Raw genomic sequence first — 15113 nt, forward strand, 5'->3', positions numbered from 1 at the left:
CCGCTCCTATCGGCCCACGGCGCGGGAGGGGCTGGCCGAGCTGGTGAACAGGCTGACTATCTCCCGCAGATGTTCGACTTCAATGATTTTCATGGAGGTGCGCTTGACCTTGCTTCCGGCCGGCATGACCGCGGTCGTGAAGCCGAGTTTGGCGGCCTCTTTCAGCCGCGCATCGGCCTGACCTACGGGACGCACCTCGCCGGAAAGCCCGATCTCGCCGAAAAAGAGGCTGCCGGGCGGCACCGGAATATCGGAAGCGGACGAGACGAGCGCCGCCGCGACCGCAAGATCGGCCGCCGGCTCCTGCACGCGAAGGCCGCCTGCGACATTGAGATAGACCTCGCTGCCCGCGAAAGAGAGGCCGCAGCGCGTGTCGAGCACCGCGAGCAGCATGGCGAGGCGGGCGCTGTCCCAGCCGACCACGGCGCGCCGCGGCGTCGCCTGCGATGTGGGCGCGACAAGCCCCTGGATTTCAACGAGCAGCGGGCGCGTCCCTTCCATCCCGGCAAAAACGGAGGCGCCGCTCACCGTGCGCTCAGGATTGCTGATAAAAAGCGAGGAGGGGTTCGAAACCTCGCGCAGGCCCGCGTCTGACATCTCGAAAACGCCGATCTCGTCGGTCGCGCCGAAGCGGTTTTTGACGGCGCGCAGGATGCGGAACTGGTGGCCGCGGTCGCCTTCGAAATAAAGCACCGTATCGACCATATGTTCAAGCACGCGGGGGCCGGCGATCTGCCCGTCCTTGGTGACATGGCCGACGAGGATGACGCTCGCGCCGGTCTTGCGGGCGAGGCGGATCAGCTCCTGGGCACTGGCGCGCACCTGTGCGACCGTGCCGGGGGCGCTTGGCAGGTTGTCGGCGAAGACGGTCTGGATCGAATCAATCACCAGCAGGCTCGGCATCGGTGATGCTTTTTCAACGCTGGTGATGATATCGCGCACCGAGTTGGCGGAGGCGAGGCGCACCGGCGCCCTGGCGAGGCCGAGGCGCTCGGCCCGCATGGAGATCTGCTGCGTCGCCTCCTCGCCCGAGATATAGATGCAAGCTGCGCCCGCCATGGCCATTTTCGCAACCGCCTGCAGGAGAAGCGTCGATTTGCCGATGCCAGGATCGCCGCCGATCAGGATGGAGGAGCCGGGAACAAACCCGCCGCCAAGCACCCGGTCGAGCTCGCCGATCTGGCTCAAATTCCGCTTGTAGTCGGAGATGTCGGCATCCAGCGTCGTGAAGGTGAGGGCGCGCCCCTTGCCCTGGCTGAGGCCGCTCGGCACGGCAGCGCGGAGCGTCTCCTCCTGCAGCGTATTCCATTCGCCGCAGGCATCGCAGCGGCCCTGCCACTTGCCATAGGTCTCGCCGCAGTTCTGACAGGTGAATTGTTCGCGTTCTCGCGCCATCAGGCTTCCGTCTATCCAGTGCCGGCCGGGGCCGAAAAATCATTCAAACGGGGCGGCTTGCCCGTTCATCAGGGTTTCAGAATATCCACTTTGATCGGGCCGTCGACATCGCCATGGACAAACTGCTCGACATACGGATTTCCGCAGGTGTGAATATCGGCGGCGGGGCCGGACCACACCACTCCCCCCTTATAGAGGAGGGCGATGCGGTCTGCAATTTTTTGTGCGCCTTCCATATCGTGGGAGATGGTGAGCGTCGTTGCGCCGAGGGCGAGGGTAAAATCGCGGATCAGCGAATGGATGACATCGCCCATGATCGGATCGAGGCCCGTCGTCGGCTCATCGAAAAAGATGATCTCCGGCTCCGCGGCGATGGCGCGGGCGAGGCCGACGCGCTTTTGCATGCCCATGGAAAGCTCGGCCGGCCGCTTCTCGGCGACATCGGGGGCGAGGCCGACGAGCGCGAGCTTCTGCAGCGCAATCTCCTTCGCCGCGCGCCGGTTCATGCCATGCGCCTGAATCAGGCCGAAGGCGACATTCTCCCACACCGTCAGGCTGTCGAAGAGGGCGGCGTATTGAAAGAGCATGCCGGTTTTGAGGAGGATCCGCTCGCGCACGGCGGGCGGCTGGTTGGTCACTTCCTCGCCGTCGATGAAGATCTGCCCGCTCTCCGGCGTCAGCAGGCCGAGGATACATTTCAGCATCACCGACTTGCCGGTGCCCGAGCCGCCGATGACGACGAGCGATTCCCCGGGCGCGATCGAGAGGTTGAGATTGTCGAGAATAACCTTTTTGCCGAATGACTTGCAGACGTTGCGAAGCTCGATTTTCGGGGTCTCACTCATGCGACTATTCGATCAGCAGGACGGTGAGGAAATAGTCGCTGATGAGGATCAGCACGAAGGAGGAGACGACGGCATTGGTTGTCGCCTTGCCCACCCCTTGGGCGCCGCCGGTGGAATGGAAGCCGTGGTAGCAGCCCATCAGGGTGACGATGAAGCCGAAGACGCCGGCCTTGATCAGTCCCGACACGACGTCGCGGAGTTCGAGGAAATCGAAGGTATTCTTGAGGTAGTTGCCGGCATTGAAGCCGAGCTTCTCCGTCGCCACCAGATAGCCGCCCGAGACGCCGATGATATCGGCGAGCAGGACGAGGATCGGCAGCGTGATGACGCCGGCAATCAGCCGCGGCGCGACGAGATATTTGAACGGGTTGGTCGAAAGCGTTACCAGCGCGTCGATCTGCTCGGTCACCCGCATGGTGCCGATCTCGGCGGCGATGGCCGCGCCGACGCGCCCGGCGATCATGAGGCCCGAAAGCACCGGCGCGAGCTCACGCGTGAGGCCGATGACGACGATGGTGGCGACCGCGCTCTCGGCGTTGAAGCGCGAGGAGCCGATATAGATCTGCAGCGCCAGCACCATGCCGGTAAAAAGCGCCGTCATACCGACGACCGGCAGCGAATAATAGCCGATGTCCATCATCTGCTTGCCGATCAGGCGGAAGTAGAAGGGCGGCGCCACGCAGTGGCGCAGGCTTTTCGCCATAAACAGGGCGATGCGGCCGACCGCGGCCATGAAGCCGATGAAAATCCGTCCGATGGTGGCGAGAAAATTACGATCCATTGTCAGTCCGTCGCGCTCACATAGTCGCGATAGTAGCGCCGACCGAGAGAGGTGAGAATTTCATAGGAGATGGTGCCCGCGCGCTCCGCCACCTCGTCAAGCGGGATTGCGCCGCCGATCAGATCGATAAAATCGCCGGGCCTGCACGCATCAGCCGGGGCCTCGCTGACGTCGATGGTGATCATATCCATGGAAACGCGCCCTATTACCGGAACCCTGATACCCTTGACCGCCCCTTCGGCCCGATTGCCGAGCGCGCGAAGATAGCCATCTGCATAACCGACCGAAACCGTTGCGATCCGTGACGGTTTCGCGGTGCGGTAGGTGGCACCATAACCAACGGGAATTTCGCTGTCAACGTCCCGCAACTGCAGGATCCGGGCGCGCAGGCGGACCACTTCACGCATCGGATTGGGCCGGCCGCTTTGCGGGTTGCCGCCAAAGAGTGCAATGCCCGGCCGGACGATATCGAAATGATAGGCGGGGCCGAGAAAAACGCCGGCCGAATTGGCGAGCGACAGCGGCGCTTTTCCAGCCGCGGATGGCAGCAGGGCGCGCAGCTGCAGGAGCCGTGCACGCTGCGCCGCATTCATCGGATGGTCCGGCTGATCGCCGCAGGCGAGGTGGCTCATGACGGCGGTGATATCGAGCATATCGAGCCCGCCGGGATCATCGGCGAGGGCGCGGATCTCGGCTTCCGAGAGCCCGAGCCGCGTCATGCCGGTATCGACATGCAACAGCGCCGTGAGCCGCTCACCGCGCGTCTTCGCAACAGCCGTCCAGCGCACGATATCTTCCGGCGAGTTGAGGACCGGATCGAGCCGGTGGTCAAGGTAGGCCGCCTCCGTCTCCGGCAGCACGCCGGCCAGAACATGGATCTGCGCCTCGGGCAGCAGGGCGCGGAGCGTGATGCCTTCCTCGGGCAGGGCGACGAAGAAGCGGCGGCAGCCGGCGGCATAAAGGGCGGGGCCGACCGCCTCGATTCCGAGACCGTAGGCGTCCGCCTTCACCGAGGCCGCGCAGGCCGCCGAATTGGCGCGATAGCTGAGGGTGCGATAATTCTCCTGCAACGCGCCGAGGTCGATGGAGAGATGCGCCCCGGCCAAATTACGATCCATTCATACCGTCCCTAATGATGCTCGGGCAGGTAGTCGTCCGACACGTAATTGCCGAAGCGGGTAAACTCGGGTTTGAAGTGCAGCTTGACAATGCCGATGGGGCCGTGTCGCTGCTTGCCGATAATCACCTCGGCAAGGTTATGCAGGCGCGACATGCGCTCCTGCCAGTCGGCATGCTCGGGCGTGCCTTCGGCGGGTTCCTTCCGTTCCTCGTAATAGCCTTCGCGGTAGACGAACATGACAACGTCGGCATCCTGCTCGATCGAGCCGGATTCGCGAAGGTCCGAGAGCTGTGGCCGCTTGTCGTCGCGGTTCTCAACCTGGCGGCTGAGCTGCGAGAGGGCGATGACGGGAATATCGAGTTCCTTGGCGACGGCCTTCAGCCCCTGCGTCACTTCCGAGATTTCCTGCACGCGGTTGTCCTGCCGCCGCCCGGAGCCGCGCATCAGCTGGAGATAGTCGACGACGATAAGCCCGAGGCCGCTGCTCCGCTTCAGCCGGCGCGCGCGGGTGCGGAGCGCGGCGATGGAGAGGGCCGGGGTGTCGTCGATATAGAGTGGCAGCTCGGAGAGGATCGCGCTTTGCGGGACCAACCGCGTTGCAAACTCATCATCGCTGAGATCGCCGCGGCGGAGTTTTTCGGAGCTGATCTCCGTCGCCTCGGCGAGGATGCGGCCGACAAGCTGTTCGGCCGACATTTCGAGGGAGAAGAAGCCGACGACCGCGCCTTCCTTGCCGCCGCTCGCGTGATAGGCCTTGGCGGCGTTATAGGCGATGTTGGTGGCGAGCGAGGTCTTTCCCATCGACGGGCGGCCGGCGAGGATCAGGAGGTCCGAGCGGTGCAGACCGCCAAGCTTGCCATCGAGGTCTTTCAGCCCCGTCGTCACGCCGACGAGGTTGCCATCGCGCTGGAACGCCTCCTCGATGGATTTGAGCGCTTCGTCAACGGCGAAGCGGATCGGCATCAGCGCGCCTTCATGGACGCCGTTCTCGGCCAGCGAAAAGAGCTTCTGCTCGGCGTTCTCGATCTGCTTTTGCGAGGTCTCGTCCAGCTCCGCATCATAGGCGGTATTGACGATCTCCTCGCCGAGCCGGATAAGCTCGCGGCGCATGGCAAGGTCATAGATCAGCCGGCCGTAGTTTTCGGCGTTGATGATGGTGGTAGCGCTCGCGGCGAGGCGGGCGAGATACTGCGCGCCGCCGATATCGGTCAGCGCATCGTCGCGCTCGAAATAGGATTTCAGCGTCACCGGATCGGCAATCTCGCCGCGCTCGATCAGGAGCGTTGCGGAGGCATAGATGCGCTGATGGACGGGCTCATAAAAATGCTCGGGCAGGAGGAAGCCCGATACCTTCATAGCGGCATCATTATTGATCAGGATGGCGCCCAGCAGTTCCTGTTCCGCCTCGATATTGTGCGGCGCGCTGCGATAGCGCGGGCTTTCCTGATCTGCGTCCGAAAAGGGAGTGTTACTGAGCGAGAGGGTTTCCATGGGGGCGATGTTAGCATAGGCGATTTTTGATAGCCAATCGCGTTTTCGGCGGCCGCGCCGGATATCTGTGGACAAGTTTCATGCACAGGCTGTGAAAGACGGGGATAAAAAACGGCGCCTCAAAAAAGGCGCCGTTTTCCAATCTCTCTGCTCTCCACTCGGCCGGGAATGATCCACGGGCCGAGGAGGGTCAGCCTGCGTCTTCCTCGTCCGCGTCGGCGGTGGATTCGAAGACATTGACAACCGCTTCATCGCGGGCGTCGAGTTTCGCTTCGGCGACCTCCGCAACGGATTCGCCGCGAGCCTGGATTTCAGCTTCCTCGGGCGAGCGGGCAATGTTCACCGTGACGCTGACGGTGACTTCCGGGTGAAGCCGGACGCGAATGTCATGCAGGCCAAGGGTCTTCAGCACCTTGTCGAGAATGACCTGCTTGCGGTTCACGGTAAAGCCCGCGGCGGTAATCGCCTTGGCGATATCCTGCGTGCTGACCGAGCCGTAAAGCTGCTGGGAATCGGAGGCCGCGCGGATAACCACCACGGTCTGTCCGTCCAGCTTCTCGCCGACCTTCGTTGCTTCCTCGCGGCGGTTCAGGTTTTCCGCCTCAAGCTGGGCGCGCTGGGATTCGAACATGGAGAGGTTTTCCTTGCTCGCCCGAAGCGCCTTTTTCTGAGGCAACAGGAAATTACGGGCATAGCCGTCCCGGACTTTCACAACGTCGCCCATCTGACCGAGTTTTTCGACCCGTTCCAACAAAATTACTTCCATCAGTCTTCCTCCTGGCGGGGGGGAACGGCAAAGCGGCGCCTGAACCCGACCCAAGTTTCCATCAGTCCCAAAATCGCGATCAGCAGGACCATCCAAACCATCATTATCGTCACCACATAGATCACGCCCAGAATTGCCGGGCGGGCGTTCCATCTATGCGACACCACATGGATGACCGCCATTCCTTGCAGGAAGAACAGCATCACCAGCGTGATCTCCATCGCCCCGAGAAGCGGGGTGGGGCCGTCAAGGATGACACTGAGAGCCGTCGCGCCGATAAAGGCGATCGCCAGCCACGAAGGCAGCATGATCTTCGACAGCTCCGGTGTCGGGCGGATATTCTTTTTGAAGCGGACCAGCACCCCTTGCGCCAGACAGCCGCTCAGCAGAATAAACAGCCCCCACATCGGGCCCATATACTGCGGTATCAGAGCAATGAACGCCTCGCCCGTCATCCGGGGCTGGACGCCCTGCATCTCGTCAACCTGCGCCATCATCTGGTCGAACCCGTCGATCAGCCCCTGGCGCACCGCATCGTCCCAGCCGAGCAATGCCATAACCAGCCCGGTGAGCGCAACGCAAATTCCCGCCCAGCACAGCAGCAGCCGGTCGGCGGGATACCAATATGTAACGCCGTCACTCTGCCGCCACAGCAGCGCCTGCCGCACCAGCAGCAGGATCGGCAGCCCGGCAACCGCGACATACGCCAGCGCGAACATCGTGTTGATCGCGAGCGCGGCGATCAGCGCGCTGCTTGCCACCGAGATAACGGCGCTTTTCAGGCCGAAACCGAGACCGGAGACAAACAGCGGCACCAGTGACAATATCCAGAAGACCAGAGTAGCGAGCGCCGTTCCGAAACCTGTGCTGCCTGAATGCCCGAGGATGGACAATGTAACAAAAGCAGTATTCAGAATTCCGAGGGCGACGGCGACAACGATTTCTCTGACCATCCGATTATTCCAATGCCGGCCGCGGGCCGGCACGGGACTTTCTTATTTTACCAGAAACGGCAGCAGGGCCAGGTGACGCGCCCGCTTGATGGCGGTCGCCAGCTCGCGCTGTTTCTTGGCGGAAACCGCAGTGATGCGGCTCGGCATAATCTTGCCGCGCTCGGACACATAGCGCTGCAGCAGCTTGACATCCTTATAGTCAATCTTCGGCGCGCCTTCCCCGGTAAACGGGCAGGTCTTGCGGCGGCGGAAAAACGGGCGGCGTTGTGCGTCAGCCATTATTCTTCCCCTTCACTGTCATCGGCCGACGTGTCATCGGCGGCATTGTCGGAATCGGCATTGTCGTCATAGTCGCGGCGGCGGTCCGGACGGGCGCTTCGGCTCTGCAGCATCACGGAATCGCCTTCCTCCAGCTCCTCGACCTTGATGGTCATGTGACGCAGCACGTCTTCATTGAGACGCAGGTTGCGTTCCATTTCCTTGACGGCGACGGCCGGGGCGTCGATGTTGAGGAGAACGTAATGACCCTTGCGGTTCTTCTTGATCTTGTAGGCAAGATTGCGCAGGCCCCAGTTCTCGACCTTGGCGACTTTTCCGCCACCGTTCGTGATGAAGGCGGACATGTTTTCTGTCAGTGTGTCCACCTGCTGGGTGGAGATGTCCTGACGGGCAATAATCACTGTTTCATACAGCGGCATATGTAAAGCTCCTTATGGCTCTTGAGTGTCCGGAGTTACGAAATTGTAACCGACCGGACTTAGCCGACCTCCGTCGGCAAGGAGTTATCGAGGCGGCGGACTATACAGAATTTGGCAAAGGATGCAAGTCTGCTTGACATGAAATTTTGCTTCAATATGACTGTCTCTGGAGTTTTATCAGATACGGACCCAAAACATGACACGTGCATTTGTATTTCCCGGCCAGGGCAGCCAGGCTGTCGGTATGGGGCAGGAGCTGGCGCAGTCGCACGCCGTTGCCCGCGAAGTCTTTGAAGAGGTGGATGAAGTCCTTGGGCAGAATCTCACCCGGCTGATGTTTGAGGGCCCGATCGAGGAGCTGACGCTGACCGAAAATGCGCAGCCCGCGCTGATGGCGGTAAGCATGGCCGTCGTCCGTATCCTGGAAAAAGACGGTAACATGGATTTTGCAAAAACCGCCCGCTTCGTGGCCGGCCATTCGCTCGGCGAATATTCGGCGCTGACGGCGGCGGGGGCGCTCACCCTTGCCGATGCGGCGACGCTTCTGAAGGCGCGCGGCCGGGCGATGCAGCAGGCGGTGCCGGTCGGCGTCGGCGCGATGGCGGCGCTGCTCGGTCTCGATATCGGTCCGGTCGAGGAAGTTGTCGCCGAAGCCTCGGCAAAATCAAAGAATGGCGAGATTGTCAGCACGGCAAATGATAATGCCGACGGGCAGGTGGTGCTCTCGGGCCATGTCGGCGCGGTCGAGGCGGCGATCGAGATCGCCAAGGCGAAGGGCGTGAAGAAGGCGATGCTGCTCCCCGTCAGCGCGCCGTTCCATTGCCCGCTGATGCAGCCCGCCGCCGATGAAATGGAAGCGCGCCTGAAAGATGTCGCCATCGCGCCCCCGAAAGTGCCGCTGATCGCCAATGTGACGGCGCGCGAGGTGAGCGATCCCGACACCATCCGCCGCCTGCTGGTCGAGCAGGTGACGGGGCGGGTACGCTGGCGCGAATGCGTTCTTTATATGGGGGAGCAGGGCGTCAGCGAGCTTGTTGAGCTTGGCGCCGGCAAGATCCTGACCGGCATGGTTCGCCGCATCAACCGCGATATGACCGGCTCGGCCATCCAGACGCCGGCCGAAATCGACGCCTTTCTGGCGAAACTCTGATCAACGGGACGGAGCGTATAATGTTTGATCTGACAGGGAAATTCGCGCTGGTGACCGGCGCATCCGGCGGGATCGGCGCCGCCATCGCGCGCCAGTTACATGGCCGGGGGGCAACTGTCGGCCTCTCCGGCACCCGCGAGGAGGCGCTTCAGGAAGTCGCCGAGAGCCTTAAAGAGCGGGTGCATGTGCTGCCCTGCAACCTTTCCGACGCGGCGGCCGTCGATGGCCTTATCAGTGCGGCGGAAGGCGCCATGGGGCAGCTTGATATCCTCGTCAACAATGCCGGCCTCACGCGTGACGGCCTTGCCATGCGGATGAAGGATGAGGATTGGGACATCGTTATGGATGTCAATCTGAAGGCGGCCTTCAAGCTCTCGCGCAACGCCCTTCGCGGCATGATGAAGCGGCGCTTCGGGCGGATCATCGGCATTACTTCCATCGTCGGGGTGACGGGCAATCCGGGGCAGGCGAACTACGCCGCCTCGAAAGCCGGGATGATCGGCATGTCGAAATCGCTCGCCCAGGAAGTGGCGAGCCGCGGCATCACGGTCAACTGCATTGCGCCCGGCTTTATCGAGACCGCGATGACCGATGCCTTGAGCGATGCGCAGAAGGAAACGCTGCTCGCCGGCGTGCCGGCGGGGATGCTCGGCAGGCCCGAGGATATCGCCTCGGCGGTTGTCTATCTCGCCTCCGATGAGGCGGCCTATATCACCGGCCAGACGCTGCACGTCAACGGCGGCATGGTGATGATCTGAGGCGGCGGATTTGCCCCGGGTCAAAAATAAACTGGTGCAGACGAGGTTTCCTTTGCAAGAAGATCAAAGTGTGTTAGGTAACCGCACCTGAACGCCTTCCGAAGGTGCTTGAATTTGAAGCGCCCTGAGGGTAATGAAAAGCAATTGACATTTGGACTGTCGGATTTTCTAAGGATACAGCTATGAGTGATATCGCAGCGCGCGTAAAAAAAATCGTTGTAGAGCATCTCGGTGTTGATGAAGGCAAGGTAACTGAGGAAGCGAGCTTTATCGACGATCTGGGGGCTGACAGCCTGGACACGGTTGAACTTGTCATGGCATTTGAAGAAGAATTCGGAATTGAAATTCCTGATGACGCCGCAGAAAAGATTCTGACGGTTGAAGACGCGATCAAGCATATCTCGGCAGCGGCGTGATCCATCGGGGCCAATGGTCCCGATCCCTATTTTTTGGCACTTATCAATTGGGTGAGACATGCGACGAGTGGTGGTAACCGGGCTGGGGCTTGTGACCCCGCTGGCGAATGGAGTCGAGGCGACCTGGAAACGTCTGATCAATGGCGAATCCGGAGCCGGGATGCTCACGAAGATCGATACGACCGATCTGCCGGTCCGCTATGGTTGCGAGGTGCCGGTTGATCCGGCGCATCCGGACGCCTTTATCGCCGATGACGTGCTTGAACCCAAAGAACAACGAAAAGTCGACAGTTTTATCCTGTTCGGCATCGCTGCGGCCGACGAAGCCATCCGCGACAGCGGCTGGGTTCCCGAGACCGAAGAAGAGCGGTGCCGCACCGGCGTCTCGATTGGCTCCGGTATTGGCGGTCTGCCCTCGATCGAGGCGAACGCCATCATTCTCCATGAACGCGGGCCCCGCCGTATCGGCCCGTTCTTTATTCCGGGCGCCCTGATCAATCTGGTCTCGGGCCAGGTTTCCATCCGGCATGGCTATAAAGGGCCGAACCACGCGGTCGTTACCGCCTGTTCGACCGGCGCGCATTCCATCGGCGATGCGGCGCGCATGATCGCCTGCGATGATGCCGATGTGATGGTGGCGGGCGGCGCCGAAGGCGCGATCTGCCGTCTTGGCATTGCCGGCTTTGCCTCCGCCAAGGCGCTTTCCAAGAATTACCACGATGCGCCGGAAACGGCCTCGCGCCCTTATGACAAGGGCCGTGACGGCTTCGTGATGGGCGAGGGCGCGGGCGTTGTCGTGCTCGAAGAATATGAGCATGCGAAGAAGCGCGGCGCGAAAATCTACGCCGAAGTCGTCGGTTACGGCCTTTCGGGCGATGCGCATCATATCACCGCACCGGCCAGTGACGGCGACGGCGGCTATCGCTCGATGCAGATGGCGCTGAAGAAATCCGGCCTCAGCCGCGACGATATCGGTTATGTCAACGCGCATGGCACCTCAACGCCGCTCGGCGACGAGATCGAGGTGGGCGCGGTCAAACGGCTGTTCGGCGCGGATGCCAAAAATCTCGCCATGTCGTCGACGAAATCCTCCATCGGCCATCTGCTCGGCGCCGCCGGCGGGGTCGAGGCGATCTTCTCCATTCTCGCGCTCAACAGCGGCATCCTGCCGCCGACGATCAATCTTCACGATCCGTCCGACGGGCTCGATATCAACCTTGTCCCGAACAAGGCGCAGGAAAAGAAGCTGATGGCCGTTCTCTCCAACTCTTTCGGCTTCGGTGGCACCAACGCCAGCCTCGTCATGAAGCGCGTCTGACCTTCGGGCCGGAGGCGGGGCGGTGCGAAAATTTATCTATGGCCTGCTTGCGCTTCTCCTTCTTGGGCTGATCGCCGCGGGCGGGATCGCCGCCTACGGCTGGTCCCTCTTTACCGCGCCCGGACCGCTTTCAGCCGAGACGGTCTATATCCTCAAAAAAGGCACGGGGCTGCGCGCGCTCGCCGAGGACCTTCAGAAAAACTCAATTATTAACAATAACTACGCCTTTATTTTTGGTGTAAGGGTTGAAGAAAAGGCCGGCCGCCTGCAGGCCGGGGAATATCGCCTGCCCGCGGGCATTTCGGGCCGCGAGCTGATGGATCTTTTCGCGTCCGGTAAAGTGATCGAGCGGTTGCTTACCATCCCCGAAGGGTTGCAGAGCCGGGAAATCCGCGCCCTCATCGAGGCGGCGGAGGGGCTTGAAGGCGAGATCACCCGCGAGATGCCGGAAGGCGCGTTCCTGCCTGAAAGCTATCAGTACCGGCTTGGCGATACCCGCGATCAGCTGCTGGACCGCATGCGGGGCGCAATGCAGCGCGCCATTGAGACGGTGCTCGCCGAAGCGCCGCTGCCGCCCGAGCTGAAATCGCCCGAAGAGCTGGTCATTCTCGCCTCCATCGTCGAGAAGGAGACGGCGGTCGCAGCGGAGCGGCCGCTCGTTGCGGGGGTCTTTCTCAATCGCCTGCGCATCGGCATGATGCTGCAATCGGACCCGACGGTGATCTATGGCCTGACAGAGGGGCGCGACGATCTCGGCCGGCTGCTGAGCCGCAAGGACCTCGCGACGGTCAATGACTACAACACCTACCAGATGGCCGGCCTGCCGAAAGGGCCGATCGCCAATCCAGGGATCGAAAGCCTGCGTGCCGTGATGCAGCCGGAGAAATCCGACTATCTCTATTTCGTCGCGGACGGGACCGGCGGGCATGCCTTCACCCGGACGCTGGAGGAGCATAACCGCAACGTCCGCAACTGGCGCCAGCTCAACCAGAAGAAATAACGCGGCCCGCCATCTTCCGACACAAATTCCGGCCCGGAGCCGTCTTCTCTCAAGCGAATGCAATGAGAGGAGTGGGCGCGCGATGGTCAGTACGGATACCATTCAATTACTGTTGAAACAGCGCCAGGAGCTGCGCGAAAGCCTGATGGCGCTCCGCCGCGATATCGCAAGCCTCGATGAGAACTCCCGCACGCTGGTCGAGAAGAATATCCCGAAACAGACCCCCCTGAATGATCCTTCCGGCGCGCCCCTTGCGCCGGCGGCGGCGTCCGCGTCCTCTCCCTCAACGACAGTGACGCCGCCGCCTTTTCCGGAAAGCCCGACGCATCCCGACGGCGATCCCGCGCCGCCGGTGGCAGCCGACGTGTTCCCGCCGCACCGGAGCGAGCCCGAGGCGGCCCCGGCGGCGCCTGCCGATGCCCCCGCAGCGGATTTGGAGGCAGCGGTGAGCGCACCCGTTGAGGCGATAGCCGAGACGCCCGTCGCGCCGCCCGCGCCGGCGCCCCGCGCAGCGGAGATTGCCGAGCCAGTCGCACCGCCACCCGCGTCTGCGGCCTCGGAAGCGGCCGCCGAAGCTGCGCCGCAGGCTGCGCCGGACCCTCTGCCCGCGCCGGATCCAGAACCGCTCCCGGCGGAGGGGGTCGCTCTTCCAGACAGCCCCCCGGATGCGCCGGCGGCTGCGAGTGCCGTGGAAATAACGCCTCCCGACGTTCCGGAGCCGCTCAGCCGGGCGCTGGAAACAAAGGCGGCGCATCTCTCGGCCTATCTCGCCGAGCATCCCTCGCGGGTCGATGAGGCGGATCTCGCCGCGCTCGATACGGCCATCGTTGCCGCCGCTTCTGCGGATGCAGCGGCGCGCGGCCGCGCCTATCAGGAGTTGCGCGCCGCCTATCGCAAGGTGGCGACGAAAAGCTTTGCCGTGAGCGGTGTTACCGGCACGACGCTGGAAGACAGCGCCGCAGGCGCGCCGCTGCTCTGGATTCTGCCGTTTTCGCTCTCGCTCCTGATCCTGATCGCCTTTCCGCTGCTGCTTCTCCTTCGCACGCTGGCGGGAGAGATGTTCACGGCTGATTTCGCCGCCGATGTCACCTGGTCGATCGGCGCGGTGGCGGGCTTTCTCTGGGGCGCGGTGGGAGCGCTGACACAGATTGCGCTCAATGTCGCGCTGGCGGTCTTCCGTCGCCGCTTCGATGGCGGTATTCGTCACTCGCCCTTTCTGCGCGCCGGGCTTGGCGGGATGACGGGGGCGCTGATCTTTCTGGGACTTGAGTTTGTCCTCCCCATGACGAGCGCGGCGGCGGAGTTCATGCTGGATATGGCGGCGTTCGCGGGCGGCCTTCTCTCGACGCTGCTTTTCGCCCTGCTGCAATCATTGATCAGCTTCCTTGAGGGCCTTTTTACCCCCGCCGATCCGAAGCCGGCCGCAACGCAGCGCCCGAAAAAATAACCACGCCCGCGCTTGCCGCATGGGGTGGATAAAGCTATACAAAGGCGGTCATTTATCCATCGCAACGAGGGGCGGCAATGAGCATAAACAGCATGACGGGCTTTGCCCGGACGAGCGGCGCCCATGACGGGATCAGTTGGCTCTTCGAGATGAAAAGCGTCAACGGGCGCGGGCTTGAAGTCCGCTGCCGCCTGCCGATCGGTTTCGATGCGCTTGAAGATCGCCTGCGCAAACTCGTGAAGGCGCATTTCGAGCGGGGCTCGATCAATCTGCATCTGCAGTTTGAAAACCGCAGCGCCGCCGGTGCGCAGCAGGTCAATGAAGAATTTCTCGCCGAGCTCATCGCGATTTCCGAGAAATATGTCGCGGACGGCAAGGTCGCGCCGCCGCGGATCGACGGGCTGCTCGCGCTTCGCGGCGTGATTGAGCCGAAGGGCGATCCGCTTGCCGGCGCATCGAGCGAGGCGCTGGAAGCAGCGCTTTTCGCCTCCGCCGAGACACTGATGCGCGAGATGGCGCGGACGCGGGCGGAGGAGGGGGCGCAGCTTCGCCCCGTTCTGCTCGCCCAGTTGGACGCCATCGAGGCGCTGGTCGGCCGCGCCGCAACGCTTGCCGCCGACTGGCCGGTGCGCGCCCGTGAGAAGATCCGGAGCCAGATGGCGCAGCTTCTGGAGGCGGGCGATCTCGATGCGGGGCGGCTGGAGCAGGAGCTCGCGCTCCTCACCACGAAAGCCGATATTTCGGAAGAGCTTGATCGGCTGCGCGGGCATATCACAGCCACCCGCGAGATATTGACGGCAAAGACGAAAGCCAGCGTCGGACGGCGGCTCGATTTCATCTGCCAGGAATTCAATCGCGAAGCCAATACCCTTTGCTCCAAGGCGAGCGAGAAGGAGCTGACCCAGATCGGCCTCGATCTCAAGGTTGTCATCGACAAGCTGCGCGAGCAGGTTCAGAACATTGAATAGGGAAATA

16 protein-coding genes are annotated in these 15113 nt (G+C 62.4%); 7 read left to right on the forward strand and 9 right to left on the reverse strand.

Annotated features, from left to right (window positions below; translation table 11 throughout):
- Positions 1–6: 6 nt before the first annotated feature.
- The 9 genes from radA to rpsF form a co-directional block, all read right to left on the reverse strand.
- Positions 7–1395: a DNA repair protein RadA gene (gene radA / locus V7Z56_RS07910; protein ID WP_334128841.1), complete on the reverse strand. Its 1389-nt coding sequence runs from the start codon at positions 1393–1395 to the stop codon at positions 7–9.
- Positions 1396–1463: 68 nt separating this feature from the next.
- Positions 1464–2240 carry an ABC transporter ATP-binding protein gene (locus V7Z56_RS07915; RefSeq protein ID WP_334128842.1) on the reverse strand — a complete coding sequence of 259 codons (777 nt, stop codon included), beginning with the start codon at positions 2238–2240 and terminating at the stop codon, positions 1464–1466.
- A 4-nt stretch (positions 2241–2244) separates the two neighbouring features.
- Positions 2245–3021, reverse strand: coding sequence for an MlaE family ABC transporter permease (locus V7Z56_RS07920; RefSeq protein ID WP_334128843.1), 777 nt, complete (start codon positions 3019–3021; stop codon positions 2245–2247).
- Positions 3022–3023: 2 nt separating this feature from the next.
- On the reverse strand, positions 3024–4139 hold the full coding sequence (alr, locus tag V7Z56_RS07925; RefSeq protein WP_334128844.1) for an alanine racemase: 1116 nt from the start codon (positions 4137–4139) through the stop codon (positions 3024–3026).
- A gap of 11 nt (positions 4140–4150) precedes the next feature.
- Positions 4151–5632, reverse strand: a complete 1482-nt coding sequence (locus V7Z56_RS07930; protein WP_334128845.1) for a replicative DNA helicase — start codon at positions 5630–5632, stop codon at positions 4151–4153.
- A 190-nt stretch (positions 5633–5822) separates the two neighbouring features.
- Positions 5823–6398, reverse strand: coding sequence for a 50S ribosomal protein L9 (rplI, locus tag V7Z56_RS07935; RefSeq protein ID WP_334128846.1), 576 nt, complete (start codon positions 6396–6398; stop codon positions 5823–5825).
- On the reverse strand, positions 6398–7351 hold the full coding sequence (locus tag V7Z56_RS07940) for a DUF2232 domain-containing protein (protein ID WP_334128847.1): 954 nt from the start codon (positions 7349–7351) through the stop codon (positions 6398–6400). The genes rplI and V7Z56_RS07940 overlap by 1 nt, the downstream gene beginning before the upstream one ends.
- Positions 7352–7393: 42 nt before the next feature.
- Positions 7394–7630 (reverse strand): 30S ribosomal protein S18, encoded by a 237-nt coding sequence (gene rpsR / locus V7Z56_RS07945; protein WP_293950111.1) that lies wholly within the window; start codon positions 7628–7630, stop codon positions 7394–7396.
- Positions 7630–8049, reverse strand: coding sequence for a 30S ribosomal protein S6 (rpsF, locus tag V7Z56_RS07950; RefSeq protein ID WP_334128848.1), 420 nt, complete (start codon positions 8047–8049; stop codon positions 7630–7632). Before rpsF ends, rpsR begins: the two co-directional genes overlap by 1 nt.
- A gap of 196 nt (positions 8050–8245) precedes the next feature.
- On the opposite strand from rpsF, the gene fabD reads away from it, so the two are divergent.
- The 7 genes from fabD (at position 8246) to V7Z56_RS07985 (ending at position 15106) form a co-directional block, all read left to right on the forward strand.
- Positions 8246–9199 carry an ACP S-malonyltransferase gene (gene fabD / locus V7Z56_RS07955; protein ID WP_334128849.1) on the forward strand — a complete coding sequence of 318 codons (954 nt, stop codon included), beginning with the start codon at positions 8246–8248 and terminating at the stop codon, positions 9197–9199.
- Positions 9200–9219: 20 nt separating this feature from the next.
- Positions 9220–9957 (forward strand): 3-oxoacyl-ACP reductase FabG, encoded by a 738-nt coding sequence (fabG, locus tag V7Z56_RS07960; protein WP_334128850.1) that lies wholly within the window; start codon positions 9220–9222, stop codon positions 9955–9957.
- A gap of 182 nt (positions 9958–10139) precedes the next feature.
- On the forward strand, positions 10140–10373 hold the full coding sequence (locus tag V7Z56_RS07965) for an acyl carrier protein (RefSeq protein ID WP_334128851.1): 234 nt from the start codon (positions 10140–10142) through the stop codon (positions 10371–10373).
- 58 nt (positions 10374–10431) lie between these two features.
- Complete coding sequence (fabF, locus tag V7Z56_RS07970) at positions 10432–11691, forward strand: beta-ketoacyl-ACP synthase II (protein WP_334128852.1); 1260 nt, start codon at positions 10432–10434, stop codon at positions 11689–11691.
- Between the two features lie 22 nt (positions 11692–11713).
- The gene (mltG, locus tag V7Z56_RS07975; RefSeq protein WP_334128853.1) at positions 11714–12691 is read left to right on the forward strand and encodes an endolytic transglycosylase MltG; all 978 of its coding nucleotides are present in this window, start codon (positions 11714–11716) and stop codon (positions 12689–12691) included.
- 82 nt (positions 12692–12773) lie between these two features.
- Complete coding sequence (locus V7Z56_RS07980) at positions 12774–14138, forward strand: hypothetical protein (RefSeq protein WP_334128854.1); 1365 nt, start codon at positions 12774–12776, stop codon at positions 14136–14138.
- Between the two features lie 77 nt (positions 14139–14215).
- Entirely contained in the window at positions 14216–15106 is an 891-nt protein-coding gene (locus V7Z56_RS07985; RefSeq protein WP_334128855.1) for a YicC/YloC family endoribonuclease, read from the forward strand.
- Positions 15107–15113: the final 7 nt, after the last annotated feature.

This window comes from Sneathiella sp. (assembly GCF_036844445.1).
Taxonomy (GTDB): domain Bacteria; phylum Pseudomonadota; class Alphaproteobacteria; order Sneathiellales; family Sneathiellaceae; genus Sneathiella.

Bases quoted from the DNA above. Each gene is read 5' to 3' on its own strand.
- rplI (WP_334128846.1), bottom strand. From the start codon at position 6,398: ATGGAAGTAATTTTGTTGGAACGGGTCGAAAAACTCGGTCAGATGGGC.
- V7Z56_RS07915 (WP_334128842.1), bottom strand. From the start codon at position 2,240: ATGAGTGAGACCCCGAAAATCGAGCTTCGCAACGTCTGCAAGTCATTC.
- V7Z56_RS07980 (WP_334128854.1), top strand. From the start codon at position 12,774: ATGGTCAGTACGGATACCATTCAATTACTGTTGAAACAGCGCCAGGAG.
- V7Z56_RS07920 (WP_334128843.1), bottom strand. From the start codon at position 3,021: ATGGATCGTAATTTTCTCGCCACCATCGGACGGATTTTCATCGGCTTC.
- alr (WP_334128844.1), bottom strand. From the start codon at position 4,139: ATGGATCGTAATTTGGCCGGGGCGCATCTCTCCATCGACCTCGGCGCG.
- V7Z56_RS07965 (WP_334128851.1), top strand. From the start codon at position 10,140: ATGAGTGATATCGCAGCGCGCGTAAAAAAAATCGTTGTAGAGCATCTC.
- radA (WP_334128841.1), bottom strand. From the start codon at position 1,395: ATGGCGCGAGAACGCGAACAATTCACCTGTCAGAACTGCGGCGAGACC.
- fabG (WP_334128850.1), top strand. From the start codon at position 9,220: ATGTTTGATCTGACAGGGAAATTCGCGCTGGTGACCGGCGCATCCGGC.
- rpsF (WP_334128848.1), bottom strand. From the start codon at position 8,049: ATGCCGCTGTATGAAACAGTGATTATTGCCCGTCAGGACATCTCCACC.
- V7Z56_RS07985 (WP_334128855.1), top strand. From the start codon at position 14,216: ATGAGCATAAACAGCATGACGGGCTTTGCCCGGACGAGCGGCGCCCAT.
- fabF (WP_334128852.1), top strand. From the start codon at position 10,432: ATGCGACGAGTGGTGGTAACCGGGCTGGGGCTTGTGACCCCGCTGGCG.
- rpsR (WP_293950111.1), bottom strand. From the start codon at position 7,630: ATGGCTGACGCACAACGCCGCCCGTTTTTCCGCCGCCGCAAGACCTGC.
- V7Z56_RS07930 (WP_334128845.1), bottom strand. From the start codon at position 5,632: ATGGAAACCCTCTCGCTCAGTAACACTCCCTTTTCGGACGCAGATCAG.
- V7Z56_RS07940 (WP_334128847.1), bottom strand. From the start codon at position 7,351: ATGGTCAGAGAAATCGTTGTCGCCGTCGCCCTCGGAATTCTGAATACT.
- fabD (WP_334128849.1), top strand. From the start codon at position 8,246: ATGACACGTGCATTTGTATTTCCCGGCCAGGGCAGCCAGGCTGTCGGT.